General features: G+C 69.2%; 18 protein-coding genes. 10 read left to right on the plus strand and 8 right to left on the minus strand.

Going from position 1 to position 15,650, the window contains the following annotated elements:
• Window positions 1–39: 39 nt before the first annotated feature.
• Entirely contained in the window at window positions 40–957 is a 918-nt protein-coding gene (coxB, locus tag UA75_RS25655; RefSeq protein WP_075742438.1) for a cytochrome c oxidase subunit II, read from the minus strand.
• A gap of 218 nt (window positions 958–1,175) precedes the next feature.
• Between coxB and asnB the strand changes: the two genes are divergently transcribed.
• Window positions 1,176–3,104 carry an asparagine synthase (glutamine-hydrolyzing) gene (asnB, locus tag UA75_RS25660; protein WP_075742439.1) on the plus strand — a complete coding sequence of 643 codons (1,929 nt, stop codon included), beginning with the start codon at window positions 1,176–1,178 and terminating at the stop codon, window positions 3,102–3,104.
• On the opposite strand, the gene UA75_RS33450 is transcribed toward asnB, so the two are convergent.
• From UA75_RS33450 to UA75_RS25675, 3 genes are read right to left on the minus strand one after another with little or no spacing between them, the layout of a single operon-like run.
• Window positions 3,086–3,646, minus strand: coding sequence for a hypothetical protein (locus UA75_RS33450; RefSeq protein ID WP_157434437.1), 561 nt, complete (start codon window positions 3,644–3,646; stop codon window positions 3,086–3,088). The genes asnB and UA75_RS33450 overlap by 19 nt on opposite strands.
• A 60-nt stretch (window positions 3,647–3,706) precedes the next feature.
• Window positions 3,707–3,898: a DUF397 domain-containing protein gene (locus tag UA75_RS25670; RefSeq protein WP_075742441.1), complete on the minus strand. Its 192-nt coding sequence runs from the start codon at window positions 3,896–3,898 to the stop codon at window positions 3,707–3,709.
• A 23-nt stretch (window positions 3,899–3,921) separates the two neighbouring features.
• A complete protein-coding gene (locus UA75_RS25675) occupies window positions 3,922–4,782 on the minus strand; it encodes a helix-turn-helix domain-containing protein (protein ID WP_075742442.1) in 861 nt (286 codons plus the stop codon).
• A 90-nt stretch (window positions 4,783–4,872) separates the two neighbouring features.
• Between UA75_RS25675 and UA75_RS25680 the strand changes: the two genes are divergently transcribed.
• From UA75_RS25680 to UA75_RS25700, 5 genes are all read left to right on the plus strand, one after another.
• Window positions 4,873–5,418 carry a hypothetical protein gene (locus tag UA75_RS25680; RefSeq protein ID WP_157434438.1) on the plus strand — a complete coding sequence of 182 codons (546 nt, stop codon included), beginning with the start codon at window positions 4,873–4,875 and terminating at the stop codon, window positions 5,416–5,418.
• 162 nt (window positions 5,419–5,580) lie between these two features.
• Window positions 5,581–6,000, plus strand: a complete 420-nt coding sequence (locus UA75_RS25685; protein WP_075742444.1) for a hypothetical protein — start codon at window positions 5,581–5,583, stop codon at window positions 5,998–6,000.
• A complete protein-coding gene (locus UA75_RS25690; RefSeq protein WP_075742445.1) occupies window positions 6,000–6,626 on the plus strand; it encodes a DUF3558 domain-containing protein in 627 nt (208 codons plus the stop codon). The genes UA75_RS25685 and UA75_RS25690 overlap by 1 nt, the downstream gene beginning before the upstream one ends.
• 20 nt (window positions 6,627–6,646) lie before the next feature.
• Entirely contained in the window at window positions 6,647–8,035 is a 1,389-nt protein-coding gene (locus UA75_RS25695) for a hypothetical protein (protein WP_157434439.1), read from the plus strand.
• The gene (locus tag UA75_RS25700) at window positions 8,032–8,826 is read left to right on the plus strand and encodes an ESX secretion-associated protein EspG (RefSeq protein WP_075742447.1); all 795 of its coding nucleotides are present in this window, start codon (window positions 8,032–8,034) and stop codon (window positions 8,824–8,826) included. Before UA75_RS25695 ends, UA75_RS25700 begins: the two co-directional genes overlap by 4 nt.
• A gap of 106 nt (window positions 8,827–8,932) precedes the next feature.
• Here the strand turns inward: UA75_RS25700 and UA75_RS25705 are convergent, their stop codons facing one another.
• The gene (locus UA75_RS25705; protein WP_075742448.1) at window positions 8,933–9,868 is read right to left on the minus strand and encodes a carbohydrate kinase family protein; all 936 of its coding nucleotides are present in this window, start codon (window positions 9,866–9,868) and stop codon (window positions 8,933–8,935) included.
• A gap of 230 nt (window positions 9,869–10,098) precedes the next feature.
• On the opposite strand from UA75_RS25705, the gene UA75_RS25710 reads away from it, so the two are divergent.
• Entirely contained in the window at window positions 10,099–10,305 is a 207-nt protein-coding gene (locus UA75_RS25710; RefSeq protein WP_075742449.1) for a hypothetical protein, read from the plus strand.
• 359 nt (window positions 10,306–10,664) lie between these two features.
• On the opposite strand, the gene UA75_RS25715 is transcribed toward UA75_RS25710, so the two are convergent.
• Both UA75_RS25715 and UA75_RS25720 read right to left on the minus strand, forming a co-directional pair.
• On the minus strand, window positions 10,665–11,036 hold the full coding sequence (locus UA75_RS25715) for a HesB/IscA family protein (RefSeq protein WP_075742450.1): 372 nt from the start codon (window positions 11,034–11,036) through the stop codon (window positions 10,665–10,667).
• 147 nt (window positions 11,037–11,183) lie between these two features.
• The gene (locus tag UA75_RS25720; protein ID WP_075744212.1) at window positions 11,184–12,311 is read right to left on the minus strand and encodes a glycerate kinase; all 1,128 of its coding nucleotides are present in this window, start codon (window positions 12,309–12,311) and stop codon (window positions 11,184–11,186) included.
• A 339-nt stretch (window positions 12,312–12,650) separates the two neighbouring features.
• On the opposite strand from UA75_RS25720, the gene UA75_RS25725 reads away from it, so the two are divergent.
• Together UA75_RS25725 and UA75_RS25730 are read left to right on the plus strand one after the other, a co-directional pair.
• Window positions 12,651–13,307, plus strand: coding sequence for a DUF3043 domain-containing protein (locus tag UA75_RS25725; protein WP_075742451.1), 657 nt, complete (start codon window positions 12,651–12,653; stop codon window positions 13,305–13,307).
• Window positions 13,308–13,362: 55 nt separating this feature from the next.
• The gene (locus UA75_RS25730; protein ID WP_075742452.1) at window positions 13,363–14,346 is read left to right on the plus strand and encodes an aldo/keto reductase family protein; all 984 of its coding nucleotides are present in this window, start codon (window positions 13,363–13,365) and stop codon (window positions 14,344–14,346) included.
• Between the two features lie 386 nt (window positions 14,347–14,732).
• Here the strand turns inward: UA75_RS25730 and UA75_RS25735 are convergent, their stop codons facing one another.
• On the minus strand, window positions 14,733–14,933 hold the full coding sequence (locus tag UA75_RS25735; RefSeq protein ID WP_075742453.1) for a hypothetical protein: 201 nt from the start codon (window positions 14,931–14,933) through the stop codon (window positions 14,733–14,735).
• A gap of 122 nt (window positions 14,934–15,055) precedes the next feature.
• Here UA75_RS25735 and UA75_RS25740 point away from each other — a divergent pair, with 122 nt between their 5' ends.
• A complete protein-coding gene (locus UA75_RS25740; RefSeq protein WP_075742454.1) occupies window positions 15,056–15,628 on the plus strand; it encodes a bifunctional adenosylcobinamide kinase/adenosylcobinamide-phosphate guanylyltransferase in 573 nt (190 codons plus the stop codon).
• The last annotated feature ends 22 nt before the right edge of the window (window positions 15,629–15,650 follow it).

Here is a 15,650-nt window from a genome sequence, read left to right on the forward strand (position 1 = left end):
CTCTCAGTACTCCTGCGTTCCGACCGGGTCCTGCGGCAATCAGTTCTGCTCGCGAGTGCTGGCCTCGCGTGCGGTGCGGTCGGTGTTGAACGGGTGAGTCGTGACCGCCTCCGGCGCACACAGCTCGCCACAGTCCATCTCGGTCAGCGCCTCGGAGGCCGTGTACAGGTCGCCGGTCACCGGGTTGTCCTGCACTCGCAGGCCCATGAACTCGTCGTACAGGTCGCCGGGCAGCGCACGTACCTCGAAGTTCATCATCGAGTGATAGGTGCCGCACAGTTCGGCGCATCGACCGACGAACGCGCCGGGCTCGTCGATCACGTTCTGGAACACGTTGTCCTGGTTGTTCTTCTCCGGGTGCGGGAACGTGTCGCGCTTGAAGTGGAACTCCGGGACGAAGAACGAGTGGATCACGTCGTTGGACCGCACCTCGTACTGGATGACCTGGTCCGTCGGGACCACCAGCAGGGGGATCTCGTCGCTGCTGCCGAGGGTGCTCACCGGGTCGCCGTCGGGCGTCGTCTCGTCCAGGTGACGGAACTCCCAGTTCCACTGGAAGGCGACCACCTCGACGGTGACGTCGGGTTCCTCCTCCTGCGCGAGCACATAGTTCTGCGTCGTCGCGGTGAAGTAGAAGAGGACGGTCACCATCACCAGCGGGATGACGGTGTACACCAGCTCCAACGGAACGTTGTACTGCGTCTGGCGCGGCATCTCCTCACCGCGCTTGCGGTGGAACGCCACCGACCAGAGGATCAGGCCCCAGACCAGGACGCCGACCAGCAGCGCCGCGATCACCGACCACGTCCACAGATTCCGCATCTGATCGGCCTGCGGAGTGACTCCCTCCGGCCAGCCGAACCGAAGCACATCGTTCGCGGAGCAGCCGGTGGTTGCCAGGGCTACCAGGCCGAACGATCCACCTAGCTTCGCCAGCCGCGTTGCCTTCTGGCCCACTGCTCGACGCCTCCTTGATCAGGCTCACCGCCTCGGCGACATCTCGAGGGACGCCATCGAGGTCGACACTTCAGCCGTGCCGCCGCATTCCGAGCGGAAGAGTAGCCCAGCAACTTGTGACCGGCCGCTTCGGGGTGAGTCGACAGCACGTCGGCCGGGCCGGGTCATACTGATCCGGAGGCGAGAAGACAAGCAGGGACGGAAGGTGCGCGAGTAGCGTGTGTGGCCTATTGGGACTGGTCTGCCCGACCGAGAACGACGCCATGGCGGCTCGCGCCTCCGTAGGCAGAGCGCTGACCTGTCAGCGGCACAGAGGACCGGACGAGTCGGAGACCTGGCAGCGGGATGAGGCCGTGTTCGGCTTCAACCGACTCTCGATCATCGACGTCGAGCGTTCGCATCAGCCGCTGACCTGGGGTCCGCCGGAGTCGCCCGACCGGTACACCATCATCTTCAACGGCGAGATCTACAACTATCTCGAACTGCGCGCCGAGCTGGCGCAGCGCCACGGCGCCCGGTTCACCACCGACGGCGACACCGAGTCGATCGTGGCCGCGTATCACTACCTCGGCCAGTCGATGATCAGCCGCCTGCGAGGAATGTTCGCGTTCCTGATCTGGGACTCCGAGAAGCAGCTGATCTTCGGCGGCCGCGATCCCTTCGGCATCAAGCCGCTCTACTACGCGGCAGGACCGCACGGCGTCGCGTTCTCCAGCGAGAAGAAGAGCCTGCTCGACCTGTCCGGGACGCTGGGCCAACAGCCCGCCCTGAACCGCAGCGGCCTTCAGTACTACCTGACCCTCCAGTACGTCCCCGAGCCCGCCACGCTGCACCACGGCATCCGCCGGATCGAGTCCGGCACGTCGTTCACCGTGGAGCCCGGCGGGCAGCCCGTCATGCAGCGCTACTTCTCCCCGACGTTCACCCCGAGGCCGGTGACCGGACCCACCGAGCAGTCGCGGCTGTACCAGGGGATCACCGACGTCATGCGGGACTCGGTGGCCAAGCACATGCGGGCCGACGTCACCGTCGGCGCGTTCCTCTCCGGCGGCATCGACTCGACCGCCATCGCCGCCCTGGCCAAGGAGCACAACCCCGACCTGATCACCTTCACCACCGGGTTCGAGCGCCAGGGCTACTCGGAGGTCGACGTGGCCGCCGAGTCCGCCGCCGCCCTCGGGGTGAAGCACGTCGTCCGCACCGTCTCCCCCGAGGAGATGATGGAGCACCTGCCGCTGATCGTCTGGTACCTGGACGACCCGGTGGCCGACCCGGCCCTGGTGCCGCTGTGGTTCATCGCTCGCGAGGCACGTCAGCACGTCAAGGTGGTGCTCTCCGGCGAGGGGGCCGACGAGCTGTTCGGCGGCTACACGATCTATCGGGAGCCGCTGTCGCTGGCGCCGTTCGACCGGGTGCCGGGCGGGCTGCGGCGGATCATGGGCAAGGTGTCCACCCGCATCCCCGAGGGCGTGCGCGGCAAGGACCTGCTCCGCCGAGGCGCGCTGTCCCTGGAGGAGCGCTACTACGGCAACGCCCGGATCTTCCGGGACGACCAGCTCCGCCGAGTGCTCAACACCTTCGACCCGGCCGTGTCGCACACCGACATCACCGCCCGCGCCTACCGCGAGTCGGAGGGCTGGGACCCGGTCACGCGGATGCAGTACGTGGACATGTTCACCTGGCTGCGGGGCGACATCCTGGCCAAGGCGGACAAGGTCACGATGGCCAACTCGCTGGAACTGCGGGTGCCGTTCCTGGACACCGAGGTCTTCAAGGTCGCCGCGCAGATCCCGCAGTCGGAGAAGATCACCAAGGAGACAACCAAGTTCGCGCTGCGGCAGGCGCTGCGCGACGTCGTCCCCGCCCACGTCCTCAATCGACGCAAGCTCGGCTTCCCGGTGCCGCTGCGGCTCTGGCTCAAGGACGAGATGTACGGCTGGGCCCGCGACATCATCCAGCGCTCCGACACCGCCGCGCTGATCGACAAGAATGCCGCGCTGGTCCTCCTCGAGGAGCACAAGGCCGGCACGCTGGACCACAGCAGGCGGATCTGGGCCCTGCTGGTGTTCATGATCTGGCACGGCATCTTCATCGAGAACCGGATCAACCCGACCATCCCCGAGCCGCATTACCCGGTGAAGCTGTAGCCCTGGTGGTGGGGCGACGCGGACTGAGCTGATGCCCGCCAACAGAGCGGAGGGACGAGACGGCCCACCGGGCGGTGTATCGAGCACCGGTGGGCCGTCGGCCTCGGCGGGTCAACCGTCGGGCTGTGGCTGGTGCGCTCCGGATCGGGCGCCTCGGGACATCTGCGTTCCAGTCCCGCGACGGCCTCCTCCCATGGGACGAGATCAGCCGGATCTCTGCCGACGTCCGCAGCCCGTCGCGCGCAGTACTCGTCTTCGACGCGCTCGTAGTCCTCGGCGACGTCGGCGGGCCGATGAGCGCCGCGATCCGCCGTCCCCGACGAGGTCAGGTACCCGAACTCGCCGTCGGACACCGCAGCGAGAAGCTCCGACAGCCGATGGCGGGCATCGCCGACGGAGACCTCGATGACCTCGCTCCCGTCGCCGCCGTCGGTCTGCGGCGTTGGCTCCGCGTTCCTGGTCCACCTTGTACACCCTGGGCGGGTGCGAACGGCCTGCGGATCGGCCGTGTCGAGGACCACGGCGGATGAGGCGGCGGTCACGAGACACGGGTGGGTGCAGCCGCAGGCTCAGGCTCCCATGCCTTCTCGGCGTGCGGTCGCCTAGTGACGCAGCGACCGCAGGAAGGCAGCCCACCGCGCAGGGCCCAGCACCAGCATCGGGCCGTCGGAGTGTTTGGAGTCGCGGATGCCGACGGCGTGCGGCTGGTGTGCGACCTCGACGCACTGGCCCCCGCTGGAACCGCTGCGAGACGAGGTGCGCCAACGGGCCCTGCTGAAGTCGGAAGCGGCCATCGTCGTACCTCTTTCGGTCGCGGTCAACGGTAGGTGTCGGCGACCTTACCGATCAGCTCCCGAGACTCGACAGGGTCGAGCGCGGCGGAGCGCAGCCTGCCGAAGGTGACGCTGTAGGTGTTGATGTCCTTGCGATCCTCCGGATAGGTCGCGCCAACCACGTCCTCCAGGTAGACGACCGTGCCATTGGGCTCGGGCAGCCGCAGCAGGGTGAAGGACGAAGCCACCGCGATCCGATTCGGCCGGTCGAAGGGCAGCACCCGCAGCTCGACGTCGGGCAGTTCGGAAACCCGACGGAGGTGGTCGAGCTGTCCGGCCATGATCTCCCGGCTGCCCTGGACGCGGAGCAACGCGGCCTCGCTGAGCACCACGTCGAGCCGCATCGGGGCAGGCCGCTTCCGTGTCACCACGGTCTGCCGGTTCATCCTGATCCGCACCTGTCGATTCACCTCGTCCGGATCGGCGTCGGGTTCCCAGGCCAGGATCACCGACCGGGCATACTCCTCGGTCTGGACCAACCCGGTGACGATCTCTGATTCGTAGACTCGGGCACCCGTCGCCGCGCTCTCCAGCACCACGAATCGGCGGAACCAGTCCGGCACCGCATCCCGATGGGTCCGCCCCGCACGTCCCCTCGGGAGGATCTGCACCAGGCTCAAGAGCTCGTCCCACTGCCTGCGCGGCGCCCCATACAGTTCGAGCAATGCCTGCAACTCGTCGCGGCGGATGGCCTGCTTGCCGTTCTCGATCTTGCTGAGTTTGGACTGCTGGCAGCCGACCACGGCCGCAGCCTCGTCATGGGTGAACCCCGCCTCGTCCCGAAGACGACGCAGTTCGAGGCCCATCTGAATCAGCTTCACCCTCGGATCACCCGGCAAGACCATGACACATCCTCACATTTTTCGCGGACCGCGCCGAACGATATGCAGTCTGCCCAACCAGTCGAGATTTCCCTATCCTCTTCACCATATCGAGTGATTTCAAATGGACTTATCCTCGTTAGATTGGCGGCTACCTTCACCACGAGGAAAGAGAACGTGATGAATCAAGGACTCCACGCGGGCGACCCGACCGGGGCGATGCCGTCGAGCGTGCACCCGACAGAGGAGGAGAGTGCGCCCTTCCAACGACTGTTCTTCGGCGCCGACATCCAACTCGGCCCGTGCACGTCGAAGCTGGTGCTGACCCCGTGTGGCACTGCCCTGATCCTGCGACCGGGATGCGTCGGTTCCTTCGCCATGCGGCTGAATCGACAGGACGTGACCGATCTGCTGATCGGCCTCGAAGACGACGAATTCCAGCATTGGGATCAGCCCCACGAGACGGGACCGACACCGGTGCGGCTTGCCATCGGCCGCATCTGGGGACGAATGGCCGTCTCCACCACACTGGGCACCGGGGAGATGACCATTCGCTTCAGCGAGACACAGCTGGCCCGCCTGCTGGATTACCTGACGGAGGCGGAGTCCTTGCTGCCGGATATCGAGGATTCGGCGGCGCTGTCGCCGCCGTCGGGTTGATGACCGCCGTTCGCTTCCCGGTGCCCAGGTCGTTCGTGGCAGCTGTGGTTGGGCCGTCCAGGTGAGGTCCGGCCGATCTGGGTGATCCGACTGATCCGCCTCGGCCCGGCTGCTAGCTTGATCGATTGGGAGAGCTGCACCGGGCACACACGGGGAGACGGGATGAACTGGAGCGACCTCCGCCGCCAGATCGAGGCACGTGTCGATCAGGCCGTCCACACGGCCAGACCACCCACCACGCCACCGCCCGCAGCCGGAGTCTCCTTCGAGGTCGACCCGGACAACGTCCTGCGCATCGCGGCGGCACTACGACAGGAAGCCGACGAACTCAAGGACATGCTGCGCAACGTCCAAGAGGGTCTGCGGATGGAGCCGATGGGCGGCGATCCCACCTCCTATGAGGGCGCCGCCGCCATCACCGAGGTCCTCGTCGATGGGGAACGCTCTTACTGGAATCTCACCATGCAACACGCCAACCACCTGGATGCCGCCGCCCAGCAGTGCGCCGAGGCCGCCCGAGGCTACGGCTACACCGAGGACGAGATCACCGCAGCACTGCGACCCACCGGAGACGACCTCTGATGGCCCACCGCACCCACACCACAGCCGTCGCCCTACTCACGGCGGCAGCCCTTCTCACCGGCTGCACCACCACATCGACCGGCCAAGCCACCACGACAACCGAGGAACAACCGACCTCCGGCCTGCCCGGAAGCGGCGGCGAGTCCTCGGTCCCCGGCGCGGCCGAACTCGCCGACCGCCCCCAGGAGATCGACCTCACCGGCATCGACCCCTGCACCCTCAACACCGAAGACGGCCTCCTCGAACAAGGCATCGACCGAGAACCACGACCCAACCGATCAGCCGACCCCCACGAACCCACCTGCAGCCTCGACCACAGCACCGGCCCCCCGTACTATGGAATTCAGGTGAAACTGAAGCCGGGCGAGGGTGCCGAGGTTCTCCTGGCACCGAACCTGAACCTGGACACCGAGATCATCGACATCGCCGGCTTCCCCGCCGTACAGAACCGACGACCCACCGACATGCGCGGCTGCTTCGTCGACGTCAGCGTCGCAGAAGGACAGACACTCAGCATCCAGTTCGACGGGGGCGAGGAGATGGGCCCCCCCGAATACCACTGCGAACGCGCCACCGCAGCCGCCACCATGGCCACCGAGACACTCGTCGCACTGCACGGAAACTGACACCGCCAAGGGGGGCGTACATGAGCGGGGAACGCGTTTCCTTCTCCGAAGGAATGCCCATCAATCACCACCGCTACGAAGGATACTCACTGGCACAGAAGTACCAGTGGATGCAGGAGGACGTCGGGCCGCAGGCCGCAGGCGAGGTGAACGCCACCCTTCGGCGGATGGCGGAACGAGTTCAGGACTCCGACGCGAATCTGCGAGCCGCCTTTCGCTCGGTGGGCAGTGAATGGCAGGGCTCGGCGGCCGACAACCTGGCCGCCGCCGGGGCCGCCGCCGCAGTATGGAGCGGGGACAGCGGCGTCGAACAACAGCTGTCCGGCAGGCAGGTCGAAGCCACCGGGGACGGCTTCGCGAGCACCCGCCATCGCATCCAGCCCGCCAAGGAACTCGGCGACTATGGGATCGGCGACGCGTTCCTGGACATCTACGGCGGGCCGTTCGGCGTCGAGTCCGATCTCACCGGCACGCTGGCGGAGAACCGGGCGCGCGATGCCGAGGCGAATCGCGCGCTCTATGAGTACGAAAGCCAGTTCCGCGACGCGCATCGTGGAATGGCCGTCCTGGGTGAGCCGCCCGTGATCGCGGCGCAACAGGTGAGTGCCAGCATCCTGTCCAGCCCGAGTCAGGATGTGTCTCTGCCGTCCGGTGGCGGCAGCCTCTCTGGTCCCCCCGGCACCGGCCCGAGCAGCTACTCCCCGCAGCCGCCCGACTACCAGTCCCCACCGTCAGGAATCGGCGGCGGCTCTGGCTCCGGTGGCGGTGGCGGTGGACAACCGATCTCGCCCGGCCCGCACCGGCCTACGCCAGCACCACCGATCAGGGACGCAGGTCACGGCGGCGGCGACCCGAGGCCACCGGAACAGCCCCGCAGCCCGCTCAAGCCCGCTCCACCCGGCCCGATCGGCCCCGGCCCGCTCCCACCACTGCCCGGTCCGCCGGGCGACGGGAGGACGGGCGGGCCGGGATCTCGCGGCGCAGGCGGTCGCGGCGACGCCGGCCTCTCCGGGGCCGGTTCCAGCGGCTCAGGCGGTTCCAGCGGCGCTCAGGGCGGGTCCACCGGCCGGCTGTCCGGCGCCGGTCCCGGCGTTCGCGGTCTCCCCGGTGGCACCTTCGGTGGCGCGCCCGGCTCCGGTGGTCTCGCAGGCTCCTCCGGTGCTCCCGGCGGAGTCACCGGAATCGGCGGCGTTCCCGGTTCGGCAGGCACGGCGGCGACAGCCGGGCGGGCTCCGCTGTCAGGCCAGCCCGGCCTGGCGGGCGGTGTGGGGCCGGGAGGCCAGGCGGGCTCTGGCGAGGAGGACGTCGAACACACCGACCGATACGCGGCACCCAGCAATGAGATCTTCGGGCTCGACGACCTGCCCAAGGTCGCCCCGGCCGTCTTCGGCGAAGATCCGCCGCGATGAGCACGACCAGCTGCCCGCCCACCACGATCACACTGTCGACGACCGAGTTCGACGTGTGCTGGGATCTGCTCGGTCTCGGTGAGGCACCGGTCGGGTTGAACCTCGGTGTTAGTCCCGGGGTGACGTGGGAGGAACGCCGACGGCTGATCGATCAGACGCACATCGAGCTGATCCGCAGGCAGCTGGCCGACACGATCAGCCTGGTCACCGAACTCACCGAGGCCCTCATCCTGCTTCGACGCCACGACTGGACCATCGTCGGGCACACGGCGACCGCGACAGGCAGGCTCCGACACACTCTCGGGGCGGTCGGGCGTGCAATGGGTGTGATCGCAGACAGGGACGGCGACCAGATCACCCTACGCCGCCTCGCGGACTACCGCGTGGTGCCCGAGACGGTCGGAGCGATCGGCGAAGTGCAGGCGGGCACTGGCGAGTCGGTCAGCGTTCGGGCCGAGGATCTTCTCGCGGCGGGACGAGCCGCCAAGGGAAACCCACAGGTCCTGGCCGAAGTGCTCATCGAGTCTGGGGTTCGAGCGGACGAGGCCAGGGCGCTTGCGGGAATGTCGGATACTCCCCGCCAACAGGGCCAGTTCACCGTACTGGCCGCCGACCGCGACGGGACGCCCCGGCACGCGTCCAGGAGCCTGTCCTTTCACGACACCGCGAAGGGCCGCTACCTCCAAGTCGGCAAGGGCAGGCCGGGGGACCGTTGGATCACGGTCACCCCGGCCGACAACACCAAGATCATCGGAGCGCTACACGAGCTGATCGACGAGACACGAGGGTGATCCTCGCGTCCCGTCCGCCCGGCCCAGCACTGCACGAACTCAGCACCGCACGAACCTCGGCGACGCACGGACTTCAGCGATAGACGAACTCCGGCGAGACACCACTTCAGCGCCGCACGATCGCCGCGAGGTCCGCAGCGGCCGCCGGACCGTAGGCGGCGTCGGCGCGGGCGAGGGCCGCGTCCGGGTCCAGCGTCCATTCCTGTGTGCCGACCGTCTCCAGGATGTGGACGGCGATCAGCGAGCCGAGCTGGGCTGACCGCTCCAGGCCCAGGCCGGCGGAGCGGGCCGCCAGGAACCCCGCCCGGAATCCGTCGCCCACCCCGGTCGGGTCGACCTTCGCCGTCTCGGGCACGGCCGCGACCTGCAACGGCTCGATGTCCCGACCGACGATCTCCACGCCCTTCTCACCGAGCGTGGTGACCCGCATCTCGACGCGGGAGAGGACCTCCTGCTCGGTCCAGCCGGACTTCTGGAGCAGCAGGCCCCACTCGTAGTCGTTGGAGAACAGGTAGCGGGCGTCGTCGATCAGGTCACGCACCTGCTCGCCGTCCATCCTGGCGAGCTGCTGTGACGGATCGGCCGCGAAGGGCAGACCGCGCTGACGGCATTCCCGCGTGTGCCTGACCATGGCCTCGGGGTCGTTCGGGCTGATCAGCACCAGTTCCAAGCCGCCTGCGCGCTCGGCGACCGGGGCGAGTTCGATGTTGCGTGCCTCGGACATCGCGCCTGCGTAGAACGAGGCGATCTGGCACATGTCCTCGTCGGTGGTGCAGACGAAGCGGGCGGTGTGCGCCAACTCCGAGACGTGCACCCCGGTGCAGTCCACGCCGTGACGCTCCAGCCACGATCGGTAGTCGGCGAAGTCGGCGCCCACCGCGCCGACCAGCAGCGGCCGGGTTCCCAGGACGCCCATGCCGAAGGCGATGTTGGCGGCGATCCCGCCACGCCTGATGACCAGGTCGTCGACGAGGAAGCTTAATGACACCCGGTCGAGCTGCTCGCTGAGGAGCTGCTCGGAGAACTTCCCGGGAAAGTGCATCAGATGGTCCGTAGCAATGCTTCCCGTCACAGCAACAGGCACGTCCTGCACACCTCGCTCGTCCTTTCGAGCCCACCCCGACCAGTCACCTCGACGCACCGGGCCCGAAAGACACGTCGAGGAAGGACAACCTTGCCATGAGACGAGCCGATCGGTCTCGAAGCCGAAGCGAGGAAGAATACCGGCTGGTAGGGGTGCGGGCAGCGTCAGACGGACCTACCGTCGAAGACATGCACCGCATCGAGCTCGACGCCACGAGGCCAGACTCCACCGAGCCTGACTCACTGCCCCAGCTCATTCGCGACTGCCGGGCGCTGCCCGCCCGGTTCACCGCCGAGCGTGCCCGGCCCTCGGTGACCGCCCCGCGATCCCCGGACTGGCACATCGACCGGGCCTGCCGCGAGCAGCTCGGCGGACTCGAGGACTACGGCACCTGAGTCCCGTCTCGCCTGGCCGGGTCTGCTGAGCCGCAGGCCGGCACAGGCCCGATCTGCGGCCCGTCCCACCCACACGAAACCGTCGCTGCGGGACACGGCCCGTCCTCGGGTGCCCCTAGGCCGCCAAGGAGACCACCGCAGCAGGCAGAACCCGGAAAGCACGTCCGCATCGCCCGCCTGACGAGGCGCTACAGCCCCGTGTGACCCGGCTGCCCCACCTGACTCGGCGGTGGCCGCGACCCACACGCCCGGCCGGGGGACGCCCTCCGGTTTTTACCGGTCAGGCGTGCCCCGACCCGGGACGTCCCCACCGGCAAGGCTCCGAATCGGGGCCCGCCGGTCGGGGCGAAGAGAGCGAGTCAGTGGAACGAGTCGCCGCAGGCGCAGGAGCCGCCCGCGTTCGGGTTGTCGATGGTGAATCCCTGCTTCTCGATCGTGTCCACGAAGTCGATCACCGCGTCCTGGACGTAGGGCGCGCTCATGCGGTCGACGACGACACCGAGGCCGTTGAAGTCCACGCGGGCGTCGCCGTCGAGCGAACGCTCGTCGAAGAAGAGCTGGTAGCGGAGTCCCGCGCAGCCGCCGGGCTGCACCGCGATCCGCAGGTGCATGTCGTCGCGGCCCTCCTGGTCGAGCAGCGCCTTGGCCTTCGCGGCGGCGGCGTCGCTGAGCTTGACGCCGTGCGTCGGCGCGTCAGTCTGCACGTCGATCCCAATGTCCTGGGCGGTCATGGCTCTCCTCAAGGTCCAAACTTGCCCGTACCGACTCGAGTAACACGAGCAGGCACCGGGATATTCCCGACTACCCCGTCCGATACGACCCCGAGCCCTGGTAGGCCGAGTCCGCACCGTGCGGCGCACCCTCGACGGTAGCCCCTGTCAGCCGCTGCTCCACTGACGGGCGACGTCGGCGGCCAATGCGGTGAGCGTGCCCGCCGGATCGGCGAAGGCGGAATCCACCGAACCCGCGTGCTCGGCCACCGCATAGGAGTTCTCCACCCCGGCGGCGGCGGCCTCGCGACGCCCGACGGACACCTGGCCCGCGAGCACCAGACACGGCAGGCCGCGCTCGGCCGCGCCCCTGGCCACGGCCGTGACGAGCTTCCCCCGCAGTGACTGCCAGTCGAAACTGCCCTCCCCGGTCACCGCCAGGTCCGTGGCGTTCAGCGCGTCGTCGAGGCCAGTGAGCCGCCGCACCAGCTCGGCACCGGACTCGACGTCCGCCCCGACCGCGAGCAGGCCCGCGCCGAGTCCGCCCGCCGCACCCGCCGAGGGCACGTCACGCACGTCACGACCGGTCGCCGAGGCCAGGACGTCCGCCCAGACGGTGAGGGCCGCGTCCAGCGCGGCGACGGCCGCCACGTCGGCGCCCTTCTGCGGACCGAAGACGTGGGCGGCACCGTGCTCCCCGAGCAGCGGGTGCTCCACGTCGGAGGCGGCGACCAGGGTGAGACCGCCCAGCTCGATCTCGCCGTTCAGGCCCGCGCAGTCCCGCAGCGCGGCACCGCCGTCGGTCAGCGACCGCCCGGCGACGTCGACGGGAGCCGCGCCGAGGGCGGCGAGCATCCCGGCTCCGCCGTCGGTGCTCGCCGATCCGCCGAGACCGATCACCACGCGACGCACCCCGGCGTCCCGCGCCGCCGCGATCAGCTCGCCGACTCCCCGGCTGGTGGCCCGGAGCGCCGAGGCCGGGTCGCGCTGGGCGACCAGATGCAGCCCGCAGGCCTGCGCGGCCTCGAGATAGGCGGTCCCGCCGCCCTCGTCGGGAACCTCCAGCCACTCGGCCGTCACCGGCTCACCGAGCGGCCCGGTCACGACGGACCGGTGCACGGTGCCGCCCAGGGCGACGGCCAGGACCTCCACGAAGCCGGGTCCGCCGTCGGCCAGCGGCCGGATCACGATGTCGTCGCCGGGTGCGCCGCGTCGCCAGCCCGCCGCGATGGCCTCCGCCGCCTCGCGTGCCGTCAACGTGCCCCCGAAACAGTCAGGTGCCACCAGGATTCGCATGGTCACAGAGCCTAGTGAGCATCCGGCGCTTCCCCGGCGGCGTCGGAGAAGACTCGGTCGGCCCGTTCGGGCCGATCTGCCCGCCGCGTCACCCTGGCCGGGCGAGCCGGGAACCGAACGAGTGGGAACGGACCCGGACCCGCCTGCCGTCGTCGCAGGAGCGCGCCTGCCCCTCGGCGGACCGACGTCCGGTGCGTGCCGACGACCCGTCGATCAGGCCCGGGGCCGGGTCGACGAGACCCGTGATGCGCGGGCCGGACCCGCGTCATGACGAGCCTTCGACCGGTCGCATTCCTGCCGCGCCCACGAGGCGGGATCGGCCTCCTTTACTCTGGGGGCGTGAGGTTCCTTCGCCGCAATACGAGTGACACCGTGTCGACCGACGCCACTGAGTCGGTGGCGACCGCGCAGGACACGGCGGCGGAGACACGACCCAAGAGCTACACCCCCGCCAAGGGCCGCCCGACGCCCTCTCGCCGCGAGGCCGAGGGCAAGCGCCGAGGGCCGGTGTCCGCGCCGAAGAATCAGCGCGAGGCCGTCCAGCGGATGCGGGGCACCAAGGAGGACCGCCGTAAGGCGGGCGCCGAACGACGTGAGCGGATGATGTCCGGCGACGACCGGTATCTGCTGCCGCGCGACCGGGGACCGGTGCGGGCCTACATCCGCGATCTGGTCGACTCGCGCCGCAACATCATGGGCCTGTTCATGCCCCTGGCGATCATGGTGTTCGTGGCCATCCTGCTGCCGTCGGCGGCCGTCCAGCAGTACGCCAGCCTGGCGACCTCGCTGATGCTGATCACGATGATCTTCGAGGGCGTCATGCTCGGTCGGATGGTCACCAAGCGGGTCCGGGCGAAGTTCCCCGAGGCGAAGGACAAGGGCTTCGGCATCGGCTGGTACTGCTTCACCCGTGCCACGCAGATCCGCAAGCTGCGGGTGCCTCGGCCCAGGGTGACCTACACCGACGCGCCGAAGCTGTGGTCCGGCAAGCGCTGACCGATCCGCGTCACATCGATCGTTACCACGGCAAACGACCCTTAGGATCGTTCGCATGGAGTTCCGTCGTCTAGGCCGCAGCGGCCTGTCCATCAGTGAGATCTCGTACGGCAACTGGCTCACCCACGGCTCGCAGGTGGAGGAGGAACAGGCGAAGGCGTGCGTGGAGGCCGCCATCGACGCGGGCATCACCACCTTCGACACCGCGGACGTCTACGCGGGCACCAAGGCCGAGTCGGTGCTGGGCCGCGCCCTCGCGGGTAAGCGCAGGCAGAGCCTGGAGATCTTCACCAAGGTCTACTGGCCGACCGGTCAGGGCCCGAACGACCGGGGCCTCGGCCGTAAGCACATCATCGAGTCCTGCAACGCGTCGCTGGAGCGACTCCAGACCGACTACGTCGACCTCTACCAGGCACACCGGTTCGACCGGACGGTTCCGCTGGAGGAGACCTTCCTGGCCTTCTCCGACCTGGTCCGCCAAGGCAAGATCCTCTACGTCGGCGTGTCCGAGTGGACGGCGGAGCAGATCGCTCAGGGCGCACAACTCGCCAGGGAGCTGAAGGTTCCGTTCATCTCCAACCAGCCGCAGTACTCGGCGTTGTGGCGGGTCATCGAGCCGCAGGTGGTGCCGACCTGTGAGCGCGAGGGCATCAGCCAGATCGTCTGGTCTCCGATCGCCCAGGGCGTCCTGACCGGCAAGTACCTGCCGGGCGGGCAGCCGCCTGCAGGCTCGCGGGCCACCGACGAGGCGGGCGGCAAGATGATCTCCCGCTTCATGCGGGACGACGTGTTGGAGCGGGTGCAGCAGCTCAAGCCGGTGGCATCCGACCTCGGGCTGTCCATGGCCCAGCTCGCGGTGGCCTGGGTGCTGCAGAACCAGAACGTCGCCTCGGCGATCATCGGCGCCTCGCGTCCCGAGCAGGTGACGGAGAACGTCAAGGCCGCGGGCGTGAAGCTGGACCAGGACGTGCTCGACAAGATCGATTCGATCCTCGGCGACGTCGTGGAGAGCGACCCGCTGCTCACCGTCTCCCCCTGAGCGGGTCGGATCGGGCGTCCCGCTCAGGCCGCCCCCTGGGCGCTCGGCGGGACGCCCGGTCCGGAGGTGGGGATCGGCGTCACGCGCGGCCGGGCGGGTGCCGGCCGATGCGGGCCACGCCGACGTCGCTGCCGACGAGCCGATCGCCGATGACCACGTGCGAGACGGTGCCCGGCACGGATGTCGCCGTGCGTCGACGAGACGACCGCGGCCGTCGGTCGATTCCGAGACCGCGTCGCACCGGCACGCGTCACGGCACGGCCGGTCTCGGACACTGTCGCCGACCCGGATCGTCCACAGTGTCCGGCCCCGCCCTGACGCGGTCGCGTCCGCCGTCGGACCGGGAGACGACGCCGCCCGGCCGCTGGAGGACCCGACGGAGCGGATCAGGCCTCCGGGCGCAGGCTCATCGGGCCGTAGACCTCGGCGCCGTTGTGCAGCAGGGTCACCTGTTCGACGCCTGCCTCGGCCAGTTCCGGCCACTGGTCCTCGAACCATCGCTCGGCGGCGGTCTGCTCGGCGAAGGCGATGTCCGGTCCGGACACCTCGCGACCGACCCCGTCCTGATAACGCCAGTGATAGGCCATCGGCACTCCTCGTCGTCATCGGGGATCCTGGCGTTCGCCACCGCCCCACCATGACCAGCCTGACAGACCGGCCGTCCGGCCGACCAGGAAACATCCGATACCGCGCCGTGACGAGGGACGCCATGACCACTCCGCCGAATCCGACGACCGGCCCCCGCACCCTCGTCCTCGGCGGCGCCCGCTCCGGGAAGTCGGCGCATGCCGAGGGACTGCTGCCCGCCGACGGGCCCGCCGTCTACCTGGCGACCGGCCGCCGCGACCCGGCCGACGAAGACTGGACCACGCGGATCGCCGCCCATGAGCGGCGCCGACCCGGGTGGTGGCGGACCGTGGAGGTGACCATCGGCGCCGATCTGCCCCGGCAGCTCGCCGATCTGCGCTCCACCGGGGACCCGGTGCTGGTCGACGACCTGGCCACCTGGCTGACCGGCCTGTTCGACGACCACGACGTCTGGGTCTCCTCGACGACCGGTGCGGCGGAGGCCCGCGCCCAGCAGGACGCGCTGGTGGCGGCGGTCGCCCGCCATGCCGGGCGGCTCGTCCTCGTCTCCGCCGAGGTCGGCCTGGGTGTCGTTCCCTCGACCCGTTCTGGCAGGCTCTTCCGAGACGAACTCGGCGCGCTCAACGCACGGCTGGCCGAGGCCTGCGACGAGGTGTGTCTACTCGTCGCCGGGCTGCCGCTGCGGCTGCGGTGACGAACCCGACGAAAGGCCACGA

Origin of the sequence: Actinoalloteichus sp. GBA129-24 (assembly GCF_001941645.1) — a bacterium.
GTDB lineage: Bacteria > Actinomycetota > Actinomycetes > Mycobacteriales > Pseudonocardiaceae > Actinoalloteichus_A > Actinoalloteichus_A fjordicus.